Genomic DNA, 25297 nt, shown 5'->3' with positions numbered 1-25297 from the left:
ATGTATTCTTTGTAAAGTTAACTAAAAGTATAATATAATATTTCCCCTTGCAATCTATTGTAAGGACTTCATTGCACTATGTCTATTTAACAGCAAATTTAAAACCTCCATTTTAAGAAAATGGAGGTTTTATTATTATTTAATTTTTACAATTATTTTTCCTTTTGCTCTTCCAGACTCTGAATATTCCATTGCTTTTTGCGCATCTTCAAAAGGGAAAACTCGATCGATTACCGGTTTAATTTTTCCGGCTTCAATATAGTTTGCAATAGTACGTAATTGATCCCCGCTTGGCTTCATAAATAAAAATGAATATTGAGCATTATGCTTTTTTTCAAGTGCAGTAAGTTTTTTACTGGCTAATGAAAATAAGAGAGTTTTAAAGAATCCTGAACCAAATTCTTTACCGAAGCGAGCATTCGGCATACCTGAAACGGAAACAATGTTTCCTCCGCTTTTTATAATATTGAATGATTTTTCAAGTGTTGCACCGCCGATTGTATCAAATACCGCATCATAATTTTTTAGTATATCTTCAAATTTTTCTGTTTTGTAATTAATAATTTCATCTGCGCCAAGAGACGTTACTAAATTTGCACCAGCTTCACTAGCAGTCGTTGTAACAGTAGCACCCATTATTTTTGCTAGCTGAATAGCGAAAGTACCAACACCACCGGATCCAGCGTGAATTAAAATCTTTTGTCCTTTTTGTAATTGCATGATGTCATGTAAAGCTTGATAGGAAGTTAAGCCAACGAGTGGAATCGAAGCCGCTTCCTCAAAACTTAGATTTTTTGGTTTTAAAGCAATATCATCTTCATGAATGGCTATATACTCCGCGAAAGTACCAATCTTATTTTTTCTTGGACGAGCATATATTTCATCACCGACTTTAAAACGAGTCACTTTTGATCCAACCTTCGTGATGACACCGGAAAAGTCATTCCCAAGGATTAGAGGCATTTCATATTTCAGTAACATTTTTACTTTTCCGTCGCGTATTTTAAAATCAATTGGGTTAATACTAGCTGCATGAATTTCTGCGAGCACTTCATACTCATTAATTTCAGGAGTAGGTACCTCTGCCATACGCATTGGGACTTTTCCATATCTATCAATTATCATTGCTTTCATTTCTTATACCTCCAAGTTTTAATAAAAGTTTTGCAATAGCTTCTCAATATCTAATACAAGATTTTTTAATAAACCTAATTTTGTACGTATATCAATATAATAAAAATTCTTTGTACCTTCTTTTCTCATTAAAATAATGCCAGCTTCTCGTAAAATCTTAAGGTGATGTGATACTGCTGGACGGGAAAGGTGTGTTTGCTTCGTGATTTCTCCTACACGTAATCCTGTTTGACATTCCGTTTCCATTAGCACTAATAAAATAGCTTGACGCGTTTCATCACCAATTGCCAATAATACTTTTTGAGAATCAATAAAATCTTTCTTTATAATATTTAATTGTTCTTGTTTATTCATTTCAATCACTTTGCCTCCAGGTAATTAGTCGAAAGGTTTAAGATGATGAACCATTACTTCGATACGGTAATGCTACATGATTGTTGTATGAGGTGCAATATTGAGAAAGAAAATCGAGACGAATGAATTTTTTATTGTTGAAAATTATAGGGAGATAGAAAAGGGATTGGAAGGACTACATAACACAATAGATGAGGTTTTAAAAACAAAAAATGATGTAACAATAAAATAAGCGGTCGTAACCTTGTATAATCCATAAGGTTACGACCGCTTATAATGTTTGTATTATTTTTGAATTTTACGATAGAACATGGTTCAACGTAAAGTACGTTCTTTTGTTTTACACTTTCATACAGACACAATTCAGGTGGATTATAGATGTATGAAAAGGTAAAAGGAATTTTGGGGCGTAATCTATCTACATGATAATTCAAAATGAAATATAAGTCTATATTTTAATGTTTTTTTTGATTATATTTATGTCACTGAGCTCAGAACAATGATTTGGAGGGGAAATATATGAAATCGAATTATGTACCAGTTTTAATTGTTGGAGGGGGATTATCTGGGTTAGCGTCTGCGTTATTTCTTGCAAAACATAACATTGAGTACTTACTTATTGAAAGGCATCCGTCTACTGCCATTCATCCGAAAGCAGGCGGTCTTACTTTACGTACAATGGAGTTATTTCGAGAATTAGGCTTGGAAAAAAGAATTAAATTGGCAGGTAAAGCATTAGAGAACTGCCGAGGAAGAATAGCGGTTCATACAATAGCTGAGGCGAATAAAGAAGAATTGGAACAAATGAGAGCGACGCAATACAGAAACGATGAAGAGTTACTTCAAAAAATAGAAAAGATTAGTCCATCAAAACAAACTGCATGTTATCAAATTATTTTAGAAGAGATGATGTTACAAGAAGCGAAAACATTAGGCGGGCAACTATCTTTTTATCATGAATTAGTTTCATTTGAACAAAATGAAAACGGGGTAAAAGCAAAGATTCGAAATCGTGAAACAGAAAAAGAAAGTGTCATACATTGTGACTATGTAATTGCAGCAGATGGAGCGAAAAGTAAAATACGTGAGCAGTTAGGGATTAAAACTGAGGGGCGTGGAACCATTGGTGGCTATTATATGAATATTTATTTTGAAGCAGACTTAAGTGAGTTTATACAAGGAGACGCATTCGGTTTTTCTATGGTACTTCATCCAGAGGTTCTTGGTGCACTGATCCCAGTAGATAACGTAAAAAAATGGATTTACCATGTAGCCTACGATCCATTAAAAGGAGAGGGACCAGAGGATTTCACGATGGAACGTTGTAAACAAATTATTGAAATAGCAATTGGAAGTACAAATGTTGAGTCAGAAATATTAAGTGTTTTACCGTGGGAAGCGGCCGAAAGTACAGCAATGAAATTTCAAGGAAATCGAGTCTTTCTAGTTGGAGATTCAGCACATATTATGCCGCCAACAGGCGGATTTGGTTCAAATACAGGAATACAAGATGCGCATAACTTAGCTTGGAAATTAGCGGCTGTTATAAAAGGGAAGGCAAAACCAAAATTGTTAGAAACATATCATGAAGAGAGACACTCTGTTGCAAAATTAACGACAGCTTATGCAAGTAGTTTACTGTTTCGTGCTGCGAATAGAGAGGAAGGCAGTTTGAATAATATGGATGGTTTAGCTGTTACAGTTGGATATCAGTATTGTTCAGAGGCAATTATAGATGATTCAGTCACTCCGCATAGAATGGATAGCATAGAGTTGAACGGAAGACCTGGAACGCGCGCGCCACATTTATGGGGAACGTATGAAGGGAAGAAAGTTTCTACATTAGACTTATTCGGTAACAGTTTTGTATTACTTACAGGAGTAGAAAATAGTTCTTGGGCTGAGGCAGCACATGCTGTTTCAGCTAAATTAGGAATAAATATAAAAGGGTATCGTGTTGGCTTAAGTGGAGACTTTGTTGTTCCAGAAGATATTTTTAGCAAATTATATGGTATAGAGAATGGAGGTGCTGTATTAATTAGACCAGATGGCTTTATCGGATGGCGTTCGGAAAAAACGGTAGTAAATCCAGATATAGTATTGGAAGAGGTAATGAGAAATTTATTATGTGATTTTTAAGTAACTACAGAAATATTGTTTTATGTGCTTCACTCTACTGAAAAAAATATTCACAAATTTCAATAGGTTTGATATGATTAAATTCGACAAGTTAATAGAGGCCGGAGATATTTGAGAAAAGCCATAAATTTATTTAGGGACACAGGAGTGTAGCCTAAATAATTTATGGCTTTTTTTATTGAATGAACCGTACAAAATAGGGAGTTACATGTGAAAAGGAGGGCTATAGGAATTAAATAGGATAATACTAGTTTTCTATATTAATAATATAGAGAAAGTATATTTGTAAGATTGGAATTTTAATATAGGTTTATAAAAATATTGAAAGTGTGTCTTCTATTTCGTGTAAATCTCATTAGCTTGTTGAAATTTGCAACGTAGGAAGGGTTAGAAGGATGAGAAAGATTATTAGCGTTTTAGTTATTTTCTTTATGACGGGGAGCATCTTTGCTGGGGGAGCTGTTCATGCGAAAGCAGAAGGAAAGCATGAATGGAATACGAATAAGTTTTTAAATATTGCACATCGCGGAGCAAGTGGACATGCACCTGAGCATACTTTTGCTTCTTATGATTTAGTGAAAAAAATGAAAGCGGATTATTTAGAGTTAGACATTCAATTAACAAAGGATGGCCAATTAATTGCAATGCATGATACAGCAGTTGATCGCACTACAAATGGAACAGGCGAAGTACGCGATAAAACGTTAAGTGAAATAAAGAGTTTAGATGCTGGATCATGGTTTAATAAAGCGTATCCAGAAAAGGCTAAGCAAGAGTATGTTGGGCAAAAGGTTCCAACTCTTGAAGAAATCTTCCAAAAGTATGGAAGAAGTATGAAGTATTATATTGAAACAAAATCACCAGATGTGTATCCAGGAATGGAAGAGAAATTGTTGGCGTTGTTACAAAAATATAATTTAGTAGGCCAAAACATGTCTTCTAGCCGTGTTATGATTCAATCATTTAGTAAAGATAGTTTGAAAAAGATTCATAGTATGAATGAAAATATTCCGTTAGTTCAATTGCTTTGGTATTATCCAAATGAAAACAATGAAATTGTTGAATGGTCTGGCATTACACATGAACCGAAAAGTGTAACAAATGATGATTTTCAAGAAATTAAAAAGTATGCAGCTGGTATTGGACCAAACTTACGTAATGATAACGGGGAACTAATTATTGATGAGTCATATATGAAAATGGCTAGGAAAAATGGACTGTTAATTCACCCTTATACAATTAATGAGAAACCAGATATGAGACTGTTAATCAAATGGGGTGCTACAGGAATGTTTACAAATTATCCGGATCGATTACATAGTGTATTGAAGGAAAAATAAGTGGAAAAGGGTATACCAGTGTTTTAGGTATACCCTTTTTAATTTAACTCTCCGATAAACAGAATCTCTTTTTCATAGCATTCATCTACATCATAAATAATTTCTTGAAAGTGAAGCGTTTTGAAGGTATGACAAACTGAAATTTCCCATGTCTCCCAAAAATCAATTTCATTTGAAAGAAGAATCCATTTTTGAAATTCACTATTTCTATTAAAGAAATTATGAAAGTAGTCCTCATTTTTAAATGTAATGATTTGCGAATCCCACAAATTATTTATAGGAATCAAAACAACAACTCGATATGTATGTGTATCGCTCGGTTTCATATTTATTAAATGATTTGCTTGATTTAATAAGGTTTGAATACATAATCGTTTTACTTTTCTAGGTGTTTTACGAGAGGCAATAAAAGCTTGCGAAACTGGCAATAGCATATTCCAATATTCATCGTTATAGAAAGTAGAAGGGAATGTTTTTGTATGTTCCTCAATTCGCTTTATCATAGTGTTTGTTTTTCGTTTCATACCACGTATTTTCTTTTCACGCATTGCGAGTCATCTCCATAAATTTTTGTAATGCAGCAGAGTGATATATATCTTTTCTAGTAATAAAAGTAGTAGGAACTTTTTTGAAGCTATTTGGTAAAGGGTTGAATGATACGTCATGTTGATGACCATTTAAAATAGACTTCATCATAATTGCTATGCCCATACCTGATTTTACACATGCGAGAATCGCTTCAATTGTTCCAAACTCTAATACTCGCTTAGGTGAAATTCCTTCTTCTTGAAGCCAATCTTCTAATAAATTTCTATAATAGCACCCATGACTAAATGCAAGTAAATTCATGTCTCCTATGTCTTTAAAGGAAGATAAAGGCTTTTTGCTAATGAGAACTAATTCTTCTTCACGAAATATATTTGTATGAAGTTCAGCATGCTGAGTAGAGCCAGCTATAAACGCTCCGTCCAGTTTTCGTTCTAGTACAAGCCTAATCAATTGTTCCGTCGTATTTGATTCTAAAATCAATTCGACTTTTGAGTATTTCTCATAATAGGCCGTTAATATAGATGGAAGTCTTACAGCGGTTGTAGATTCTGTACATCCAATTTTTAAAGTGCCTCTTGGTTCGATCCCATTACTTTGAACTGCTTTAACAGATTGATCCATTAAGTAGATAATTTGTTTGGCGTATGTTAATAAAATCTCACCATTAGAAGTTAAAGTTACACCTTTTCCGTTTCGGTAAAATAAAGGCACACCTAATTCGTTTTCTAGTTGCTTCATACGCATTGTTACGCCAGACTGTACATAGTTTAAATTTTTAGCTGCGTGAGATATGTTTTTTTCTTTCGCAACTTCGTAAAATACAGTTAAATCTTTTATATCCAAGTATCATCCCTCCAGAAAAGGTATCATTTTTTTTGATGAATTACATGATAAATCTTTATTTTATATGATATCAGAACTTTCATACAATGGAAGGGGATGGAGGGATTATTGTGTTAATGGAAGAAAGGGTAAATAGTACTTATAAGTGGGTTATGTTAATTTTTGCGACGGTTGCTCAAACAACAGCGACACTTATAACGTATGGTGTTGGAGCGTTTGCTTTATTTTGGAAAGAAGAATATGCACTTACGAATACGGAGATTGGATTGTTAGTAAGTGTTGTAAATATAGGACCGCTATTTTGTATGCTTTTTGTCGGGCGGCTACTTGATCAATACAATGAAAAGTTGTTAATTTCGATAAGTTCATTTTTACTAGGAGGTTCGTTTTTACTGACTAATATGGTCAATGGATTTAATGGGTTACTCTTTGTACTTTTATTAGTAGGAACGTTTTATAGTGTTTCGCAGCCAGGAGGAAGTAAGGTGATAATGAAGTGGTTCTCAAAAGAAAATCGCGGGTTAGCGATGGGGGTTAGACAAGCCGGTATACCGATTGGTGGTACATTAGCGGGAGTATTGATCCCGTTTCTTACAATAAAATATAATATGGCCTATGCGGTAAATAGTATTGCATGTATTTGTATAATTGGAGGGTTTTTATTTTTTATATTTTATAAGGAACCATATATTCAAGAGAAAGTTAAACAAGAACGTAGTAAACTTTCTTTTTGGATGCAGTTAAAAGAAGTGATGTGTAAAAAAGAGTTATATGCAATTTATATAACTGGCATTTGTATGATTTCATTGCAAATGGTGTTAGTTGCGCACTTTATAAAATTTTTAGTATTGGAACAATCAATCACGCCAATTTTAGCTGGAAAAGTATTTTCCGTTATGTTCTTTTCTGGAATGGTTGGTAGGGTTATATTAGCAGCTACTAGTGATTTATTTTATAAGGAGAATAGGCGTACCCTCTTATTTATAACTGTTTGTATTTCTATTTTCTTCATTCTAATATTAGTAATGAGCATACATACAATAACGAATGTATTGTATGGTGTAAGTGCATTGTTAGGGTTCTTTGCAATTGGATGGTTTAGCCTTTTCATAACTGAAGTTGCGGAATCAGCAAGTGAAGAATCGGTAGGGATGACAGTGAGTTTTGCACTTACATTAAATCAAATTGCCATTATTGCTGCGCCTGCTTTATTTGGTTATATTGTAGATAAGAAGGGATATACGTATGCGTGGTTATGCATAGTTGTATTACTAACTATTTCAGCGGTTAGCTTATATAGGGAGTATAGAAAATGAAGGAATGTTAGCAATGTAAATTTTTTATGAAGAAAGTCTAAAGAAATGTTGAATGAGCGACATTTCTTTTTTTATTTGTTGTATAATCAAAATGTAAATGAGATTCGTTTTCAATTTCGTTCATTACCTCTTTTGAAATTACCTGTAATTTTAGCCATAATTAGCTGTTTTTCTTTATCGTTATTTGCATGATTTATTTTATTTAAAAATTTTTCAGCATCATTTCCTTTTAATACCATAATCTGTTTTCCGTAATATTCAATTAATACCATGTTATTTTTTGTTATCCGATAATGAAACATCTTATCATCTAAACGATTGCGTTTATCGGTGTTTTTCATATTACATCTCCATTCTTTTTAGTATGTAACAAATGTTACAAAAGAATTTGAAATTATAGTGTAATGCATCCGATTGTATGTTGGAAATTTTGCAAGAAAGAAATACAATAGAGAGTAGTCAAAATTGAAAATGAGAAAAAGGAATCTAGTTTTAACAGAGTGAATATTAAATAATATTATAATATACTTGATAATTAAAAGATATAAAATAGAATGGATGTACGTTAAGTGAAACTAGATAAAAGAGGGTTCCTAGTATGTTAAAGAAATGGTTAATCGTTTTCTTTATTTTTGCAGTTTTTTGTGGAAGTATTGTTACACTAATACATGCAAATAAAGGAAAAAAATATGATGCAAAGGCATTTTCTAATGTAAATAGTAAGCAAAAAGATGTTAAGCAGGAAATTGATGCGAATGAGAAAAAGCGTTATGAAATTGCAGCTGGAAAACTAGATCAGTACTTAAAAGATAAAGGATTTAATGGAAGTGTTCTTGTAGCAAGTAAAGGTCATGTGATTTTACGAAAAGGCTACGGTTATGCGAATGTGAAAGATCAAGTATTAACAACGCCAAGAACGAAATATCGCATTGGGTCTATTACGAAAACAGTTGTTGCAATATCTATTATGCAACTAAAAGAAAAAGGGAAGTTGAACATTGAAGACAATGTAAATAAATATATCCCATCGTTTCCAGCAGATAAAAATATTACGTTACGAAACTTGTTAACACATACGTCTGGATTACCAGAACAGGGACAAGGTAGTGTTGACGCAGCATCACGGTTAAAATTAGTAACGTGGATTGGGGCACAAACGTTACAATTTCCAGCAGGGACAGGATGGAAATATACAGATTATAATTATATGGTGCTTGCATATATTGTAGAAAAAATATCGAATAAACCACTTGCTGAATATGTGAAAGAAAATATTTTGACTCCCGTTGAAATGAATGAATCTGGAATGGGCGCAACACTTCCAGAAGATATTTTCTTAGCAGAAGGGTATACGAAAAAAGATAATAAGTTAATAGCCACGCCGCGCTTAAAAATGAACTGGCTGTATGGTTGTGGTGAAATGTATACGACTGTTGAAGATATGAAAAAATTAGATGAAGCTATTATGGATGGTAAACTACTTTCTAAACAAAGTGTATCAGATATGTTTTCTGCATCACCTGCAAGAAAATATGGATTTAGTTTCTATATTTACCCAGATTATTATCATAACCACGGTGTATTAGCTGGCTGGAACACTTTTAATAATTTTAACTGGGATAAACGAACGTTTGTCATATTATTTTCTAACGTCCAAAATGGTATGAATGACGCATTTAATCAAGAATTTAGGAAAATGGCGAATGATTTAATAGAAGGAAAGTAATTATAAAAAAATCGGTATTGATATGTAATTATCAATACCGATTTTTTTATTTTGTAAAGTTTTACTTACTGAATAAAGTGAAACTTTAATCAGCAGGGCCCCACCTAACTTCTTTGCTTTCGCTGAATTTTGAGGTGGGGGTCTTACTGCCCACAAATGGCGGGATAAATAGGTAAAAAAGGTGATTGGCATTTGAATAAATCTAAATAGGTAGTTAAATGATAAGTAATGCAAAGAACAATTGGTAATTTTTACATTGATAAAAAAGCTTGAGCTTCACACTATGTGAAGCTTTACAGTATTGGAGACAAGAACAGGAGGTTGGAAAAATGAAAAAAGCAATAAAGTTTTGTTTAATAGCTACATTATCTACAACGATTATTAGTGGATGCTCTTTTGAGGGTAACAATGAAAATGTTAAAGGGAAAGAAGGAGAAAAAGTAGAGGTACAGAAAAATGCTGGGAAATATACGATGCCAGATGAAAAAGATAAACATGAAGGTACATGGCTGCAATGGCCACATGAATACACATATGGTGAAGAGTATAAGCAGGAAGTTGAACCTATTTGGGTTAAGATGGCAAGTGCTTTAACTGAGGGTGAGAAAGTTCACATTGTTGCATATGACCAGGAAGAAAAGGAGAGAATCAATAAGCTTTTAACAGATGAAGGGTTAAATATGGAGAAGATTGATTTCTTTATCGCGCCTACTGATGATGTATGGGCAAGGGATAGTGGACCAATTTTTGTTTATGACAGCAACAAAAATCTCAAAATATTAGATCCAGCATTTAATGGTTGGGGGAAGAAGACACCTTATAAAAATGATGCTCAAATACGTAAGAATGTTAGTAAACAATCAGGAATTGAAAGAATTGATTGGGGGAAATTTGTCCTTGAAGGCGGCGCAATTGAATTAGACAGCAATGGGACTGCTTTATTAACTCGAAGTGCGGTAACGAATAAAAATAGAAATCCTGATTTATCAGAAAAGGAAATTGAAAAATATATAAGTGACCTTGGGGTATCAAACTTTATTTGGTTAGACGGAGTACCTAATTTAGATATTACGGACTTTCATATTGATGGATTTGCTAAATTCCATAATAAATCTACCATTGTAACGATGAAAGAAGATGACCTAGCTGAATGGGGTTTATCTAATAAAGATATGGATACATTGTTAGATGCCAAAAATGCTTCAGGACAGAAATATAAGTATGAATACTTGCCGCTTAGTAAAGAAAAGGTTGCTTTAGAAAATGGAAAAACTCTCGATTATAAGGGATCGTATATCAATTATTATATCGGAAATACAGTTGTATTAGTGCCTAATTATAATGATCCGAATGATAAAATTGCAAACGATACGATTCAGAAGTTATACCCAGATCGTAAAGTAGTCGGTATTGATGTGAGAGAGTTGTATAAAAACGGCGGTATGATTCATTGTGTGACACAACAACAACCAATTGCATTGAAGTAATTAATTTTAATTTCGTTGTGCTGCTATATAGACAAAATAGGTGGAATCTTATTACCTATTTTGTCGTTCCTTATTATTTGTAATAATAAAATTTCAATATAATGATAAATGAATTGTAGTGTATGTTCGCTTTTCGTTTTATATGGTAAAGGAGAAAAATGTTTGTGTTAAAGAATTTTAAAATAGTGTTTTCGTATTTCCCTATCGTTTTGCAGTACATTTTAAATGTAGCTTTAATTTGCTTAGGGGTTGTTCTAAGTGTGTTTCTTATGAAAGAAGTCATTCAGTTTATACAAGAAATGAAATTGGATAGTAATGAATCTAGTTATCATTTAATTGATAGTATCGTTGTATTCTTTTTGTACTTTGAATTCATCGTAATGATTATAAAGTATTTTCAAATGAATTTTCATTTTCCATTACGATATTTTATATATATAGGTATAACAGCTATTGTGCGTCTCATCATTATAGATCACGATAGTCCGTTAGATTTATTGTTATATGCCTGTGCAATCTTTGTATTAATTAGTGCATTGTTCATTGCGAATTCTAAAATGATGCGTCGGGATTTAGAATAGTGGCATTTGTTGTTGAATTAAATAAGATATTTTATCTTTTTGCAAAAAAGGAGTAACGGTATTGAAAGAAATAATCTTAACCAGCCTCATAATGATAGGGTTTATGATTCTATTATTTAATTGTATACTTTCATGATTTAAAAGAATAAAAGGTTAATAGAGAAAGAGGTTTTTGTAAATATGGTTCATTACAATAATCAAAATAGTTTACATCAAATATTTACATTAAAAGGGACAATTATAAGAGATATTTTCCCACAAATCGTATTATATACGTGTATTTCAACGATAGTAGCTGTGATTAATTATTACTATACAGAAATAAATATAAATCAGACTCCTTGGGTAATCGTCGGAGGAGCTTTAGGATTACTATTAGTGTTTCGTACGAATACTGCCTATGATCGGTACTGGGAAGGTAGAAAGCTGTTTGGCGCGATTGGTGCTTGTACTAGAAATTTAGCAATTAGTTTTTTGTGTCATTGGGATTCTAAAGGGAAGAGTATGGAGCAGGAAAAAATAAAATTTTTACATCTATTAATTGCATTTCCAAAGTTAGCGAAAGGACACTTGAGAGAGGAAAAAGATTTATCTGAAGTGAAATCATTGCTCGCTGTCTGTTCTGAGAAGGAAAAAGCACTTTTGGTTGAGTCCAATCATTTACCGATTAGTATAGTTTTTATGTTGAAAACTATACTATCAAAAGGTTTGAAAACGGGGCAAATTCATCCAAATGCGATAATTAGTATGGAAATGGATTTGAATACGTTACTTACATCTGTGGGTGGATGTGATCGTATCAAAACAACACCTATTCCTTTTGCATATTTTGCTCATATAAAAATTTTATTGATTATATTTTGTGCGACTTTACCGATTGGTCTTGTTGATAGTCTTGGATGGTTTACAGTACTTGCGACTACGTTTATAAGTTTTGCATTCATAGGTATTGAAGCAATAGGGGTTGAAATTGAAGATCCCTTTGGTCAGGATCCAAATGATCTTCCGCTAGAAGGAATTTGTATAGGAGTAGAAGCGCATTTAGTGAATTTATATAATCAAAACGATCTATTAGAAGTAATGGGTTTGAATCTTGATACAAAAATCATTTAATCATTTATTGTTGTTTTAAAATAGGTTATTTAAAAAACTTGTCAAGAGTCAATTTAAGGCTTAACGTCAGCTTTATATTTTTTATATAAATATATAATATTTCTCCATGCTATAATCCATTCATGAAATGTACATGTTGCATGAGTTGGAATAAAAAAGACATGAATTAAGGATTAGTTGGCTTTGTGAAATCAATTATGTAACTACTATTAAAAAGCGAGGTAAATAATATGGAACAAAAACATAATGGAATTATTTTTACTGCAATACCAGACGAATCGAATGAATATTATCAACCATTTTATGAAGACTTGATTTACTTTAATGAATGTTTAAATGAAAAGAAATCAATTGCGGATCAACTTATATCTTTATCTGTTGAAGAACAAGACTTTCATACGAGCTGTTTTGAGTATGATGATATTTGGCTAAGAGATGTTGCACCGGTTGTCACAAATCATCTAGTTAAATTTAAATATCGACCAAATTATTTGCCAGATGATCAAGGGCGATATTTAGATCAACAGTTTAATACATGGTTGAAAAAGAATGACTTTGAATATGTGAAATCCCCATTAATATTAGATGGTGGTAATCTTATTTGGAATAAAAAAGATACCGTAATATTAACAGAACGTATATTTGATGATAACGATGATTGGACAGAAGAGGAAATTATTGAGCAGTTAGAATGGGATTTAGATGTGAGTCGAGTTATTATTATTCCTGCTGAAGAAGGGGATGTACTAGCACACGCAGACGGAATGGTTAAATTTATTGATGAACATACAATGTTTATTAGTGATTTTTTAGGAGATCATGAATTTAGATATAGTGTTCAAGAGATTATTCAAGAACAAATGCCAGAAGCTGAATTTATAGTTGTTCCTTCATCATATACAGAGAAAGGACAATATGATCAAGAGATAGCATCAGCAAAAGGGTTGTATATAAATATGTTAGAATCATGTGATGCTCTTTATGTTCCTAAGTTTGGACTAGCCAAAGATGAGGAAGTTTTACGATATATTCAACAGTATACGGAGAAGCAAGTTATTCAAATTCATGTAGGAGAAATATCAACAATGGGAGGTGCAATGAATTGTTTAACGTGGTATTGTCCAAGCCATTTGTTACCTTCGAAAATGAGAAGATTGAAAAATCAGAATGAAGATTTTTCAATGAAGAAGATTTTTGATTGGTTTTAATAAATAAGTAATGAAAAGAAAATATATTCAAGGAGTATTGATATGTATACCATCGCTGAGTTTTCTCGGATTTGTAAAATGAGTACGCGGATGTTAAGACATTATGACAAAGAGGAGATATTAAAACCGGCATATGTGAATCCGGTTAATGGGTATAGGTATTATGAACAAGAGCAGCTGGAAGTAGCATTGAAAATAAAAAAGTTAAGGGAGTATAAATTTCCTCTTCCAAAAATTAAAATTGTTTTGCAGTCATCGGATCAAGATTCGTTTGTTCAACATATACAATCACAAATTATCGAGTTGTCTCATGAAGTGAAGCAAAATTTACAGGTTATTTCAGAAATGAATGAAATGGTAATGGTGAATAGTAGTCTAAATATTGCTCGCCATAGAAGTTACGATATATTAATGGGAATGAGGAACGAAGTAACGATAATTACTCAAAGAGTAAAAATAGATATAGATGATATAGATGATTATTTTTATGACTTATATGAAGAGGTACAAAAAAATAACTTTCAAATAGTCGGTTCGCCATCTGCAGTCTTTTATGATGAAGAATATATTCCAAGTAACAGTGATATTGAATTAAGAATCCCGGTTATGCAGGGGAATGATGAAGATGTAGTACAAGAATATGAAATGAAAAAACTAAGTCCACATCAAATCGTTACTACTATGCATTATGGAAGTTACGACTATATAGGTTACGCTTATATAGCGTTAGAAGAATGGGTTGAAAAAAATGGGTATGTAATAGTTAATTCGCCATATGAGGTTTATATAAAGGGACCTGAATGTGATTGTTTAGCAGAAGAGTATGTGACACAAATTTGTTTTTTAGTTACGAAAATAGAATGAGAATAAGGATTGACATTAACATTATGTCAATCCTTATTCTACGTACGAAAGCAATTTATCATAATAAAAAGGCGAAATAAAGAGTCACCTTATAAAGTTGCTACAAGTAAATGAAGATATTCCTGTTGACCTTAACACGATGTCAAAGTATAGACTGTACGTACATTCATATAAGGGGTGAACACGTATGAGAAATATAGAAAATAGTTTGTATTATATGCCTGCGGAATGGGAGAAACATGAAGGTACATGGCTCCAATGGCCACATGATAAAACACATAGGGGTGAAGGTTACAGAGCTAAGTTAGATGATATTTGGATATCGATGGCAAAGGAGCTTCACTATGGAGAAAATGTCCATATTGTTGTATGTGATGAAGAAGAAAAAATACATGTCCAATCGAAGTTAATGGAAGCTAACGTGAATATGAATAAAATTGATTTCTTAATTCAAGAAACTGATGATATTTGGATAAGAGATAACGGACCAATCTTTGTAAAAGATAAAGAAGGGAACCGCTATCTAACGCACTGGATATTTAATGGTTGGGGAAATAAATATCCGTACGAAAACGACGCTAATATTCCGAATAAAATAAGTGAAATGTATCGCATTCCAAAAGTTGAATCTAGTGTCTGTCTAGAGGGCGGGGGAATTGAGACAAACGGAAACGGGACCTTAATGGCGGCGGAAACGTCTATTATAAATGAAAATCGAAATCCTACACTAAGTCAGAAAGAAATTGAAATGGAGTTAACGAAATATTTAGGAGTAACAAATTTTATATGGATAACTGGTATACGTGGAGAAGATAATTATGATGAAGATACGGATTATCATATTGATGGCGCAGCACGGTTTGTAAATGAAAATACGATATTGTATGAATATGATCCTTTCGGTGAAGGAGAGTCATATCTTTTGGAGGCGTACGAAAAGCATTATCAAGAATTGCGACAAGCAAGAAATATAGATGGCAAGCCATTTCAGCTCATTCCAGTACCAGTAACAAGAAAATTGGTAAAAGAAGCAGATTGTAAAGGATCGTACTTAAATTTTTACATTGGTAATGAAGTTGTATTGGTACCTATATACGGTGATGAACATGATAAATTAGGGCTTCAAATCATTGAAGGTCAATTTCCAGGGAGAAGAATTGTCGGTATATATGTTAACGAATTGTATGCATACGGTGGTATGATTCATTGTGTGACGCAGCAGCATATAGAATAGAGTAATTCAAATAAAAAGCATGCAGAGCATATACTCTGCATGCTTTTTATAATGTTGAAAACTCCTCAACAAGTTGAGTGAATTGTTTCAATGCACTTTCAATCGGTTCTGGCGTAGTTAAATCAACACCAGCTTTTTTCAATAAGTTTAGTGGATAGTCAGAACTTCCACCTTTCAGGAATTCAATATAATTTTTCTGAGCATTCGGATCACCACTTAATAGTTTATCAGCGATTTGAATGGCAGATGCGAATCCAGTTGCATATTTGTATACGTAAAACGGGCGATAGAAATGAGGGATTCTAGCCCATCCGTATTTTACTTCTTCATCAAATACAAGTGAATCACCGTTATATTCTTTAAATAGCTTTTCATAAATTTCACTGAAGACTTGTGCATTTAATGGTTTACCTTGTTCAGCCATTTCATGTGTGATTTTTTCAAATTCTGCAAACATAATTTGTGTAAAGAAAGTACCTTTAAATTTCTCAATAAAATGGTTAATTAAATGGTTACGCACGTTCGTTTCTTTTGCTTCTTTTAATAAATAGTGAATTAATAACACTTCATTTACTGTAGAAGCGACTTCTGCGACAAAGATAGAATAATGTGCAGAAATTCTTGGTTGGTATCCATGTGAATAGTGCGTATGCATACCGTGACCGCATTCATGAGTAAGAGTGAACAGGCTGTTTAAATCATCGTGATGATTTAAAAGAATGAAAGGATGAACGCCGTATACACCAAAGTTATAAGCACCAGAACGTTTTCCTGGTGTTTCTCTTACGTCTATATATCTTTTATCTTTAAAACTTTTTAATGTCTCAATATATTCTTCTCCTAAAGGAGCTAGTGATGCAATCATAATGTCAAATGCTTCACTATATGGGATGTCTTGTTTTGCACCTTCTACTAAATCGACGCCTAAGTCGTATTGTCTTAGTTCATCTACGTTTAATTTTTCTTTTCGAATTTCATTGTATGTATGTAATGTTTGAATGTTTTTTTTCGTTGTATCAATTAGGTTTTCGTATACTTCTTTCGGAACCATATCGCCAAATAATGATTTCTCTAGCGCTGATGGATAGTTTCTTAATTTCGAAACAGTAACATTATTTTTAATAGCAGCGGATAAAGTAGATGCGATGGAATTCTTTAACTGAACATATGGTTTGTAATATGCTTTATAAGCTTCTTTACGCTTTTCACGATTCGTATCTTCTATTAACTTTGCATACATTCCGCGTGTTAAGTTCACTTTTTCTCCATCGTCAGTCGTCACTTCACCAAATAATATATCTGCATTATTTAACATACCAAATGTGTGCTGTGGAGAAGAAAGAGCTTCACCCATTTGTGATAAAATTGCTTCTTGGTCCTTATTCAATACGTGTTTTTTATAACGATATAATTCAAATAAGTCTTCTTTATAATATTGTAAGCCTTCTGTATCTTCTATGTAAGAATGTAATGTGTTTTCGTCTATGCTAAGTAAGAAGGGGGAAAAGAAAGATTTCGCTGCACTTACTTTCACGTGTAATTGTGATACTTTATCGACAAGAGATTGCGCGTCAGTATCGCGTGTATCAAGGTCAGATTGTAATCGTGCATAAGCGAACATTAAAGATATTATGCTAGAAATTTCTTCACTCTTCGTTAAATAAGCTAATAAACTATTGCCATCGTGAATATTGCCATTAAATTCTTGTAATTCCTTCGTTAATACTTCAATTTTATGAAAATCACTTTCCCAATCTTCAATTGTATGGTAAATGTCTGTTAAATCCCATTTTTCTATATCAGCTACTTGTAATCGATCTTTAAGTTCTGTCATAATCATTTCCTTTCTAAACATGTAGTTATATTTCTATATAACTATGAAATACAACAAATTGCAAAAAATCCCTGCTGAAAATTGAAAAGCCTTGCTAAAATAACAAGGCTTACTTATAGTGTAATTCCGAATTTTGAATGTAAAAGGTTTGTATATTGCATGTCTGTAACGGTTTCTTTCGTTTTTTTACCATTTTTCGCTACTGTAAGGCTATCTTTCGTTAAAGAGGCATGCCCATCTTCAGTTAGTTTTACAATAAGAGGTACTTTATTAAAGGGTGATCCTTCATGTTCAACGATAATTTTTTGTGCTGTATTTGCTTTTTCTTCATCCACTTCTTCTATATAAAATGCATAGCCTAACGTCCAATCATCAGCAGAAGATTGATCCAAGAACTCATTGTTTTTCCGCATCTCTAAAATGTAGTTTCACTTTTCGGTCATTTCTTTACGAATACGATAATCTCCTGTAGCAGAGTGAATGACTTCACCTGAGAAAGGGACAGGGGCAAGAGGTAAGTATGATCCGAATCCTACTTCAATTAAATAAAGTTCATTATGATGTGTTAAAACGGTTGCGATATGGCCAGAATCAACAGCCCATATAGAGTTTGCAGCGTTATAAACTGTTCCTGAAACGAGATGAACATCGAATCCAGAATCTTTCAGGAAGTAATACATAGTAGGATTGAGTTCATAACAAAGACCGCCACGGTTATTTACTAAAATTTTCTCTTTCAAATTTTCTTTTGATATTTCTTTAAAATTCTTTTCGAGAATATTTAAGTTTTCAAAAGGAACAGTTTGTGCCATTGCGTACATAATGTTAGATAAATCTTCAAATGAAACTGTGTCTTTTTCTTCTATATGTAATCGTGCGAAAAATTGTTTTTGAAAGTCTGTCATCGAAATCCCTCCGTTATGCTTTTATAGGTAAATTGTAAACAATCTTGAATAGGATGTGAAATGAAAACTACGTTGAATATTTGAAATTAGATTAAAAATAATATGGGAGAGTGAGAGATTGCTACTTTACTAACGGTGGGACGAATATTATAATAATTCTGATAAACTATGCAAACGCTTTCTTGGAAGGGGATGGTGTACAGATGTTTAAAAGAATAACAATAGTCGGATTGTCAGTTGTTATGTTTTTACCTAGTATATATGAGGGGAGTAAGGCATATGCAGACACAGTTAACAATGGAACGTTAATGCAGTATTTTGAGTGGTATTCTCCGAATGATGGGAATCATTGGAATCGTTTGCGTACTGATGCTGAAAATTTAGCGGAAAAAGGAATTACATCTGTTTGGATACCACCTGCATATAAAGGAACTATGCAAAATGACGTAGGATATGGAGCATATGATTTATATGATCTGGGGGAATTCAATCAAAAGGGCACAGTGCGGACGAAATATGGGACGAAAGCACAATTGAAATCTGCAATTGACGCTTTACATAAGAAAAACATCGATGTATACGGTGATGTAGTTATGAATCATAAAGGTGGGGCTGATTATACAGAAACTGTCACAGCAGTTGAGGTAGACCCGAGCAATCGAAATAATGAAGTATCAGGTGATTATGAAATTAGTGCGTGGACGGGATTTAACTTTCCAGGGCGTGGAGATTCTTATTCTAATTTCAAATGGAAATGGTATCATTTTGACGGAACGGATTGGGATGAAGGAAGGAAATTAAACCGAATTTATAAATTTAGGGGCATAGGTAAAGCATGGGACTGGGAAGTGTCTAGCGAGAATGGGAATTATGATTATTTGATGTATGCGGATCTTGATTTTGATCATCCAGATGTTGCGAATGAAATGAAAAAATGGGGAACGTGGTATGCGAATGAATTAAATTTAGATGGTTTTCGTTTAGATGCTGTTAAACATATTGATCATGAATATTTACGCGATTGGGTAAATCATGTTAGACAGCAAACAGGGAAAGAAATGTTTACAGTAGCTGAATATTGGCAAAATGATATCCAGACTTTAAATAATTATTTAGCGAAGGTTAATTATAATCAATCTGTGTTCGATGCACCACTTCATTATAATTTTCATTATGCTTCAACAGGAAATGGAAATTATGATATGAGAAATATTTTAAAAGGAACGGTAGTTGCGAATCATCCTACACTTGCGGTTACTCTAGTTGAAAATCATGATTCACAGCCTGGTCAGTCATTGGAATCTGTAGTGAGCCCTTGGTTCAAACCGTTGGCATATGCATTTATTTTAACGCGTGCAGAGGGGTATCCTTCTGTTTTCTATGGTGATTACTATGGTACAAAAGGAAATAGTAACTATGAAATTCCAGCGTTAAAGGACAAAATTGATCCGATTTTGACGGCACGAAAAAACTTTGCATATGGTACGCAGCGGGATTATTTTGATCATCCAGATGTGATTGGCTGGACAAGAGAAGGTGATAGTGTACATGCTAATTCTGGTTTAGCAACATTAATCTCTGATGGACCAGGAGGGGCGAAGTGGATGGATGTTGGAAAGAATAACGCAGGGGAAGTATGGTACGATATTACGGGTAATCAAACAAATACTGTAACAATTAATAAGGACGGGTGGGGGCAATTCCAAGTAAGTGGAGGATCAGTTTCCATATATGTTCAGCAGTAATTTGGTGATGAAAAAGAAGAGGTAGACTGAAATATAAGTTTTCCTCTTCTTTTTATATTGTGCATATTTATCCCGCTATTTGTGGGAAGCCCGATTGGTGAGGGCTTATTAAAGTTTCACTTTATTTTTCATAAATCTTTATTGTAATAAAAGAGCTAGTCGACCTTTATAACAACAAGAGAGGCATTGGAATATATAATGTCACCCGTGGCTTCTCTTATTCGTACTCGAAGAACATCCCCTTGATTTAAAGGTAGTAAATCAGTTCTGGCGGATGTAGCTCTCACCCCAGAAGCACCACCAACTCGCGTTTCAATTGCGAATTGAATGGAATCGTTTATTATAAGATTTAATATACTAGACGGTATAGCTTGTATTACAAATACAATTGAAAAGGATACAGAGTACACGCCAGTGGTATCAATTGTAATAGAATTATTTAATGGATTTAGGGTAGTTCCACTAGCAGGTCCTGGAATGGTAAAATTAATATTTGTATTAACTACTGCTGAAAAACCGATTCCTACTTCAGAAGTTATTGTTCCAAATATGGGAAGAATCCCTAAACCGGTTGCGCCAGTAGGACCAGTTATTCCGATTCCGGTAGGACCTGTAACCCCAGTAGGACCAGTTATTCCGATTCCGGTAGGACCTGTAACCCCAGTAGGACCAGTTATTCCGATTCCGGTAGGACCTGTAACCCCAGTAGGACCAGTTATTCCGATTCCGGTAAAACCTGTCGCGCCGGTAGGTCCTGTGATTCCAGTAGGTCCGGTGGGGAATGTAAATGGTGGAATTGATGGTAGTGTGGGACCGATTAAATTTGGTTCCAGAGCAGGTCCGTGTAAAATACTATACTCTTCATTCATATAGTAAACCTCCTATCATTGCTTGTCATAATTATTAAATGTATTTGGGGAAGTAAATGACATTCGCAATAGCGGAGGCGCTTCTTATAATTTCTCTTCAGCGAATATAGACCTAATTTAAGCAATATTGAAATTTATAGTTACGTACTACTAAAGTATGACACCTTTACTTCTCACGTAACATATAGTATGATGATTTCAATAAATTAGATTTCAATGACTATAATATAAATTAATGAGAGGTGCTTTTTGTGAGTGCGGTAGGTATTAAATAGGAAAAATTTAATGAAATAAATCGGATAAGACCAGGGGATTTTTATGTACATCATACCCCTAATTTTGTCATGCATTTATTTCAAAACCTATGAAGATACCTACAATACTTTATAAAGCGTGTAATAAGGGACTGCCATCTATTTTTTATGGCTTATTTCCTCATACGTTATTACACATGCCTTGTAAATGTAAAAGCTGCGGTATCCCCGCAGCTTTTTTGTATATGTTTTTATTGTATAATTATGGAATTTTATATATGACTCATTGGAATCTAATGAGTAGGTATCTTCATTTATGATAAAAATCAATCATAGTGAGGAGAAACAAAATGAATACGATGACTTTTGAAAAGTTACAATATAACGAATTAAAGGATATAGTGAAATCTTATTGTGTAAGTGGATTAGGTAAGGAATTATTAAACAAATTAGAGCCGAGTACGAGTATAAAAGTAGTGAGAAATCGGTTGAATGAAACGACAGAAGCACGAGCTATATTAGATGCAGAAGGGCATGTTCCTTTCTTCGGCATTTCTAATATTGCTAGTACAATTCAAAAATTAGAAAAAGGTATGATTTTAGATCCAGAAGAATTAGTGAGTGTTTCAGACTTTTTACGTGGATGTAGAAAGATTAAAAAGTTTATGTTAGATAAAGAATTTTTTGCACCAGTATTAGCTTCTTATGCAAATTCAATGACTGAATATAAAAGTATTGAAGAGGAAATTAACTTTTCAATTAAAGGAAATAGTATTGATGCAGCTGCAAGTAAAGAGTTAAAACGAATTCGAAATAATATCGATTCTGTAGATGGGAAAATAAAAGAACGTTTAACGAAGTTTTTAAATAGTAGTGCAAATAAGAAATTCATTCAGGAATTCTTTATTAGTAAAAAGGATGACCGTTATACGATTCCAATTAAATCTTCCTATAAAAACCAAGTTGCCGGAAGTATTATTGAAGCCTCGGCAAAAGGTTCTACTGTATTTATAGAACCGCATACGGTTACGAAATTGAATGCAGAACTAGCAGGTTTGAAAGCAGAAGAAGCGGTTGAAGAATATCAAATTTTAGCGACTTTATCAGGGATGGTATTAGAAAATATTTATAGTATAAAGATTAACATGGAGCTAATTAGTCAGTATGATATGGTATTTGCGAAAGCGAAGTTTAGTAAATCGATTGATGGAATAGAACCGAAGTTAAATGATCATGGCTACATTCATTTAGTGAATTGTAAGCATCCGCTTTTAACAGGGCAAGTTGTACCCTTAAATTTTAAAATTGGTCAAGAGTATCGTAGTTTAATTATTACAGGGCCGAATGCGGGCGGAAAGACAATTGTGTTAAAAACAATTGGATTGTTAACATTAGCTACAATGTCAGGTCTTCATATTGCAGGAGATAAAGGGACAGAAATCGCTATTTTTGAAAATGTATTTGTAGATATTGGTGATAATCAAAGTATCGAAAACGCACTAAGTACATTTTCATCTCATATGAAAAATCTTTCTGAGATTATGAGGATGTCAAATAATAATACGTTACTTTTATTTGATGAAATAGGGAGCGGTACAGAACCAAATGAAGGTGCAGCACTTGCAATTTCTATTTTAGAAGAGTTGTACTTTGCGGGATGTATTACCGTTGCGAGTACGCATTACGGAGAAATTAAACGATTCTCAGAAATGCATGATGACTTTATGAATGCAGCGATGCAGTTTAATAGTGAAACGTTAGAGCCGCTTTATAAATTAGTTATCGGAAAATCAGGAGAAAGTAATGCACTTTGGATTGCGAATAAAATGAACGTAAAAGAACATGTACTCAAAAGGGCGAAAGAGTACATGGGAAATAAAGAGTACGCTTTAGAAAAAGTGAATGAAAGTAAAATTAGAAAACCGAAATTCGTACAAGAAAAAAGAGAATCTCATTATGAGTACAAAATCGGCGATCGTGTTAATTTATTGGATCATGATGATTTTGGTATCATCTATAAGGAAAAAGATAATTTTTATAACGTTGTTGTATATTATAACGGTGAATTCGTTGAAGTAAATGTAAAACGTATTACTTTAGAAGTAGCAGCGAAGGAGTTATATCCAGAAGGATACGATTTAAATACACTATTTGTTGATTATAAAGAAAGAAAAATGCAACACGATATTGAGCGCGGATCGAAAAAAGCACTGCGTAAAATTCAAAAAGAAATAAGAAAGAATAGAGGATAAGTTAAAATGGTAACGATTAGACAAGAACAAAAAAATGATTATAGAAAAACAGAAGAAGTCGTAAAAGAAGCATTTTTAAAGGAAGAATTTAGTGATAAAACAGAACATGAACTTGTAAAACGTATTAGAGAATGTGACGCGTTTGTTCCGGAGTTATCAATTGTTGCGGTAGATGAAGATATAGTTGGTCACATTATGTTATCGAAAATTACAATAGAACAAGATGGAACTTCTGTAGAATCGTTAGCGCTTGCACCAGTTTCAGTTGCTAGGGGCCATCAGAAGAAAGGCATTGGCGGAAAACTGATCACGGCTGCTTTAGAAAAAGCGAAAGAACTTGGATACGGATCAGTTGTAGTATTAGGACATCCAGAGTACTACCCGAAATTTGGTTTTAAGAAAGCAAGTGAGTGGAATGTAAAAGCACCGTTTGAAGTGCCTGAAGAGGTATTTATGATAATGGAATTAACAGAAAATGCTCTTCGAGGTGTAGAAGGAATTGTACAATATTCGAGTGCTTTTGCTGAGTAGGAGTACCGGTTAAGAAATGTAATCATAAAAGGTGCTATCTTTTTGTATGGATATACAGAAAGATAGCTTTTTTTATTAAGCGGATCTACTGACGTATATTTTGCTCAATGAATAATTGAGGTGGTAAAATTGATATAGAAACGTAAAGGGAGAGAATGAAATGAATAAGCGAGAAACAGATAGCAATGAGAATGTAGTGACGTTATATGTTACAAGACACGGTAAAACAATATTAAATACGAATCATCGCGCGCAAGGTTGGGCAGATTCTCCTTTAGTAGAAAAAGGTGTTGAAGTTGCCACAAATTTAGGAACAGGATTAAAAGATATTCATTTTATGAATGCATATAGTAGTGATAGCGGCCGCGCAATTGAAACTGCTAATTTAGTATTAAAATATAGTGAGCAATCAAAATTAAAACTTGAGCAAAGAAAAGATTTGCGAGAATTAAATTTCGGTATTTTTGAAGGTGAAAAACTTGAGAATATGTGGGATGTGGTTGGAAAAGCTGCAGGCGTTGCATCACCAGAAGAACTTATGAAGTTTTCTATTCAAGAAGTGATTAATCTTATTAGAGTAGCAGATCCTACAAAACAGGCGGAAGATTGGGACTTATTTTCTACTCGTATAAAAACAGAGATAGATAAAATTAGTGAAGAAGCTGCTGGAAATGGTGGCGGTAACGTTTTAGTTGTCGTTCATGGGCTTTTGATTACTACCTTAATAGAAATGTTAGACAGTAGCAAAACAAAACTTGGAGTGGAAAATGCTAGTGTGACGAAAATTGTATATCAAGATGGAACATACACAGTCGAGTCTGTTGGAGATATGAGTTATGTTGCAAAAGGGAAAGAAAGTGTTGAAATATAATTAAATCTCCAATAGATATAAGAAAAGGAAGGTAGAGAAATAATCTGTACCCTTTGTAAAGGACATTTTAAAAAAAGTTAGGCGGCATCAAGAAGATGATTTCTGTATTCGACAGGAGTCATCTTCTTTAAATTCCACTGATATCTAT

Annotated in this window: 23 protein-coding genes and 1 pseudogene; 15 read left to right on the top strand and 9 right to left on the bottom strand. The window is 33.3% G+C overall.

The window, feature by feature from the left end:
- Positions 1 to 135: 135 nt before the first annotated feature.
- Entirely contained in the window at positions 136 to 1134 is a 999-nt protein-coding gene (locus tag MR112_RS23570; protein ID WP_000646442.1) for an NADP-dependent oxidoreductase, read from the bottom strand.
- An 18-nt stretch (positions 1135 to 1152) separates the two neighbouring features.
- Positions 1153 to 1497, bottom strand: a complete 345-nt coding sequence (locus MR112_RS23565) for an ArsR/SmtB family transcription factor (RefSeq protein ID WP_000571870.1) — start codon at positions 1495 to 1497, stop codon at positions 1153 to 1155.
- 91 nt (positions 1498 to 1588) lie between these two features.
- Between MR112_RS23565 and MR112_RS28830 the strand changes: the two genes are divergently transcribed.
- From MR112_RS28830 to MR112_RS23555, 3 genes are all read left to right on the top strand, one after another.
- The gene (locus MR112_RS28830) at positions 1589 to 1720 is read left to right on the top strand and encodes a hypothetical protein (protein WP_001227549.1); all 132 of its coding nucleotides are present in this window, start codon (positions 1589 to 1591) and stop codon (positions 1718 to 1720) included.
- A gap of 287 nt (positions 1721 to 2007) precedes the next feature.
- The gene (locus MR112_RS23560) at positions 2008 to 3627 is read left to right on the top strand and encodes an FAD-dependent oxidoreductase (protein ID WP_098214410.1); all 1620 of its coding nucleotides are present in this window, start codon (positions 2008 to 2010) and stop codon (positions 3625 to 3627) included.
- Between the two features lie 395 nt (positions 3628 to 4022).
- Positions 4023 to 4967 carry a glycerophosphodiester phosphodiesterase gene (locus tag MR112_RS23555; RefSeq protein WP_001226340.1) on the top strand — a complete coding sequence of 315 codons (945 nt, stop codon included), beginning with the start codon at positions 4023 to 4025 and terminating at the stop codon, positions 4965 to 4967.
- 38 nt (positions 4968 to 5005) lie between these two features.
- Here MR112_RS23555 and MR112_RS23550 read toward each other — a convergent pair whose 3' ends face one another.
- Entirely contained in the window at positions 5006 to 5515 is a 510-nt protein-coding gene (locus MR112_RS23550) for a DUF3916 domain-containing protein (protein WP_074554901.1), read from the bottom strand.
- Positions 5508 to 6359: a LysR family transcriptional regulator gene (locus MR112_RS23545; protein WP_071741082.1), complete on the bottom strand. Its 852-nt coding sequence runs from the start codon at positions 6357 to 6359 to the stop codon at positions 5508 to 5510. The genes MR112_RS23550 and MR112_RS23545 overlap by 8 nt, the downstream gene beginning before the upstream one ends.
- Positions 6360 to 6445: 86 nt before the next feature.
- On the opposite strand from MR112_RS23545, the gene MR112_RS23540 reads away from it, so the two are divergent.
- Positions 6446 to 7675 (top strand): MFS transporter, encoded by a 1230-nt coding sequence (locus MR112_RS23540; protein ID WP_130055599.1) that lies wholly within the window; start codon positions 6446 to 6448, stop codon positions 7673 to 7675.
- 110 nt (positions 7676 to 7785) lie between these two features.
- On the opposite strand, the gene MR112_RS23535 is transcribed toward MR112_RS23540, so the two are convergent.
- Positions 7786 to 8016 (bottom strand): hypothetical protein, encoded by a 231-nt coding sequence (locus MR112_RS23535; protein WP_000798794.1) that lies wholly within the window; start codon positions 8014 to 8016, stop codon positions 7786 to 7788.
- A gap of 257 nt (positions 8017 to 8273) precedes the next feature.
- On the opposite strand from MR112_RS23535, the gene MR112_RS23530 reads away from it, so the two are divergent.
- The 7 genes from MR112_RS23530 (at position 8274) to MR112_RS23500 (ending at position 15888) form a co-directional block, all read left to right on the top strand.
- Positions 8274 to 9401 (top strand): serine hydrolase domain-containing protein, encoded by a 1128-nt coding sequence (locus tag MR112_RS23530; protein ID WP_000915192.1) that lies wholly within the window; start codon positions 8274 to 8276, stop codon positions 9399 to 9401.
- Positions 9402 to 9730: 329 nt separating this feature from the next.
- Complete coding sequence (locus MR112_RS23525) at positions 9731 to 10888, top strand: agmatine deiminase family protein (protein ID WP_016080772.1); 1158 nt, start codon at positions 9731 to 9733, stop codon at positions 10886 to 10888.
- A gap of 164 nt (positions 10889 to 11052) precedes the next feature.
- Positions 11053 to 11469 (top strand): phosphate-starvation-inducible protein PsiE, encoded by a 417-nt coding sequence (gene psiE, locus MR112_RS23520; protein WP_006923430.1) that lies wholly within the window; start codon positions 11053 to 11055, stop codon positions 11467 to 11469.
- Between the two features lie 180 nt (positions 11470 to 11649).
- Positions 11650 to 12582, top strand: a complete 933-nt coding sequence (locus MR112_RS23515; protein ID WP_065382387.1) for a bestrophin family protein — start codon at positions 11650 to 11652, stop codon at positions 12580 to 12582.
- Positions 12583 to 12812: 230 nt separating this feature from the next.
- The gene (locus tag MR112_RS23510; RefSeq protein WP_242245505.1) at positions 12813 to 13790 is read left to right on the top strand and encodes an agmatine deiminase family protein; all 978 of its coding nucleotides are present in this window, start codon (positions 12813 to 12815) and stop codon (positions 13788 to 13790) included.
- 42 nt (positions 13791 to 13832) lie between these two features.
- Positions 13833 to 14654: a MerR family transcriptional regulator gene (locus MR112_RS23505; RefSeq protein ID WP_000287980.1), complete on the top strand. Its 822-nt coding sequence runs from the start codon at positions 13833 to 13835 to the stop codon at positions 14652 to 14654.
- Positions 14655 to 14841: 187 nt separating this feature from the next.
- The gene (locus tag MR112_RS23500) at positions 14842 to 15888 is read left to right on the top strand and encodes an agmatine deiminase family protein (protein WP_065382386.1); all 1047 of its coding nucleotides are present in this window, start codon (positions 14842 to 14844) and stop codon (positions 15886 to 15888) included.
- A 46-nt stretch (positions 15889 to 15934) separates the two neighbouring features.
- Here MR112_RS23500 and pepF read toward each other — a convergent pair whose 3' ends face one another.
- Positions 15935 to 17722 carry an oligoendopeptidase F gene (gene pepF / locus MR112_RS23495; protein WP_136363556.1) on the bottom strand — a complete coding sequence of 596 codons (1788 nt, stop codon included), beginning with the start codon at positions 17720 to 17722 and terminating at the stop codon, positions 15935 to 15937.
- 113 nt (positions 17723 to 17835) lie between these two features.
- A pseudogene (locus MR112_RS23490) lies at positions 17836 to 18627 on the bottom strand (arylamine N-acetyltransferase family protein).
- Between the two features lie 203 nt (positions 18628 to 18830).
- On the opposite strand from MR112_RS23490, the gene amyS reads away from it, so the two are divergent.
- On the top strand, positions 18831 to 20372 hold the full coding sequence (gene amyS / locus MR112_RS23485; RefSeq protein WP_000476409.1) for an alpha-amylase: 1542 nt from the start codon (positions 18831 to 18833) through the stop codon (positions 20370 to 20372).
- Between the two features lie 155 nt (positions 20373 to 20527).
- On the opposite strand, the gene MR112_RS23480 is transcribed toward amyS, so the two are convergent.
- Entirely contained in the window at positions 20528 to 21241 is a 714-nt protein-coding gene (locus MR112_RS23480; RefSeq protein WP_242245504.1) for an exosporium leader peptide-containing protein, read from the bottom strand.
- 604 nt (positions 21242 to 21845) lie between these two features.
- Between MR112_RS23480 and MR112_RS23475 the strand changes: the two genes are divergently transcribed.
- From MR112_RS23475 to MR112_RS23465, 3 genes are all read left to right on the top strand, one after another.
- On the top strand, positions 21846 to 23747 hold the full coding sequence (locus MR112_RS23475; protein WP_001095187.1) for an endonuclease MutS2: 1902 nt from the start codon (positions 21846 to 21848) through the stop codon (positions 23745 to 23747).
- Positions 23748 to 23753: 6 nt separating this feature from the next.
- Positions 23754 to 24278 carry a GNAT family N-acetyltransferase gene (locus MR112_RS23470; RefSeq protein ID WP_086404007.1) on the top strand — a complete coding sequence of 175 codons (525 nt, stop codon included), beginning with the start codon at positions 23754 to 23756 and terminating at the stop codon, positions 24276 to 24278.
- A 160-nt stretch (positions 24279 to 24438) separates the two neighbouring features.
- Positions 24439 to 25149 (top strand): histidine phosphatase family protein, encoded by a 711-nt coding sequence (locus tag MR112_RS23465; RefSeq protein ID WP_016123107.1) that lies wholly within the window; start codon positions 24439 to 24441, stop codon positions 25147 to 25149.
- 77 nt (positions 25150 to 25226) lie between these two features.
- Here the strand turns inward: MR112_RS23465 and MR112_RS28995 are convergent.
- Positions 25227 to 25297: IS3 family transposase (locus MR112_RS28995; protein WP_370658500.1), on the bottom strand; the 71-nt coding region annotated here is incomplete at its 5' end.

This window comes from Bacillus cereus group sp. BfR-BA-01330 (assembly GCF_022663885.1).
Taxonomy (GTDB): domain Bacteria; phylum Bacillota; class Bacilli; order Bacillales; family Bacillaceae_G; genus Bacillus_A; species Bacillus_A cereus.
The sequence above is the reverse complement of the archived record's forward strand: the minus strand, read 5'-3'. Positions and strand labels throughout refer to the sequence as shown.

Bases quoted from the DNA above. Each gene is read 5' to 3' on its own strand.
- MR112_RS23570 (WP_000646442.1), bottom strand. From the start codon at position 1,134: ATGAAAGCAATGATAATTGATAGATATGGAAAAGTCCCAATGCGTATG.
- MR112_RS23560 (WP_098214410.1), top strand. From the start codon at position 2,008: ATGAAATCGAATTATGTACCAGTTTTAATTGTTGGAGGGGGATTATCT.
- MR112_RS23555 (WP_001226340.1), top strand. From the start codon at position 4,023: ATGAGAAAGATTATTAGCGTTTTAGTTATTTTCTTTATGACGGGGAGC.
- MR112_RS23550 (WP_074554901.1), bottom strand. From the start codon at position 5,515: ATGCGTGAAAAGAAAATACGTGGTATGAAACGAAAAACAAACACTATG.
- MR112_RS23540 (WP_130055599.1), top strand. From the start codon at position 6,446: ATGGAAGGGGATGGAGGGATTATTGTGTTAATGGAAGAAAGGGTAAAT.
- MR112_RS23535 (WP_000798794.1), bottom strand. From the start codon at position 8,016: ATGAAAAACACCGATAAACGCAATCGTTTAGATGATAAGATGTTTCAT.
- MR112_RS23530 (WP_000915192.1), top strand. From the start codon at position 8,274: ATGTTAAAGAAATGGTTAATCGTTTTCTTTATTTTTGCAGTTTTTTGT.
- MR112_RS23525 (WP_016080772.1), top strand. From the start codon at position 9,731: ATGAAAAAAGCAATAAAGTTTTGTTTAATAGCTACATTATCTACAACG.
- MR112_RS23515 (WP_065382387.1), top strand. From the start codon at position 11,650: ATGGTTCATTACAATAATCAAAATAGTTTACATCAAATATTTACATTA.
- MR112_RS23510 (WP_242245505.1), top strand. From the start codon at position 12,813: ATGGAACAAAAACATAATGGAATTATTTTTACTGCAATACCAGACGAA.
- MR112_RS23505 (WP_000287980.1), top strand. From the start codon at position 13,833: ATGTATACCATCGCTGAGTTTTCTCGGATTTGTAAAATGAGTACGCGG.
- MR112_RS23500 (WP_065382386.1), top strand. From the start codon at position 14,842: ATGAGAAATATAGAAAATAGTTTGTATTATATGCCTGCGGAATGGGAG.
- pepF (WP_136363556.1), bottom strand. From the start codon at position 17,722: ATGACAGAACTTAAAGATCGATTACAAGTAGCTGATATAGAAAAATGG.
- amyS (WP_000476409.1), top strand. From the start codon at position 18,831: ATGTTTAAAAGAATAACAATAGTCGGATTGTCAGTTGTTATGTTTTTA.
- MR112_RS23480 (WP_242245504.1), bottom strand. From the start codon at position 21,241: ATGAATGAAGAGTATAGTATTTTACACGGACCTGCTCTGGAACCAAAT.
- MR112_RS23475 (WP_001095187.1), top strand. From the start codon at position 21,846: ATGAATACGATGACTTTTGAAAAGTTACAATATAACGAATTAAAGGAT.
- MR112_RS23470 (WP_086404007.1), top strand. From the start codon at position 23,754: ATGGTAACGATTAGACAAGAACAAAAAAATGATTATAGAAAAACAGAA.
- MR112_RS23465 (WP_016123107.1), top strand. From the start codon at position 24,439: ATGAATAAGCGAGAAACAGATAGCAATGAGAATGTAGTGACGTTATAT.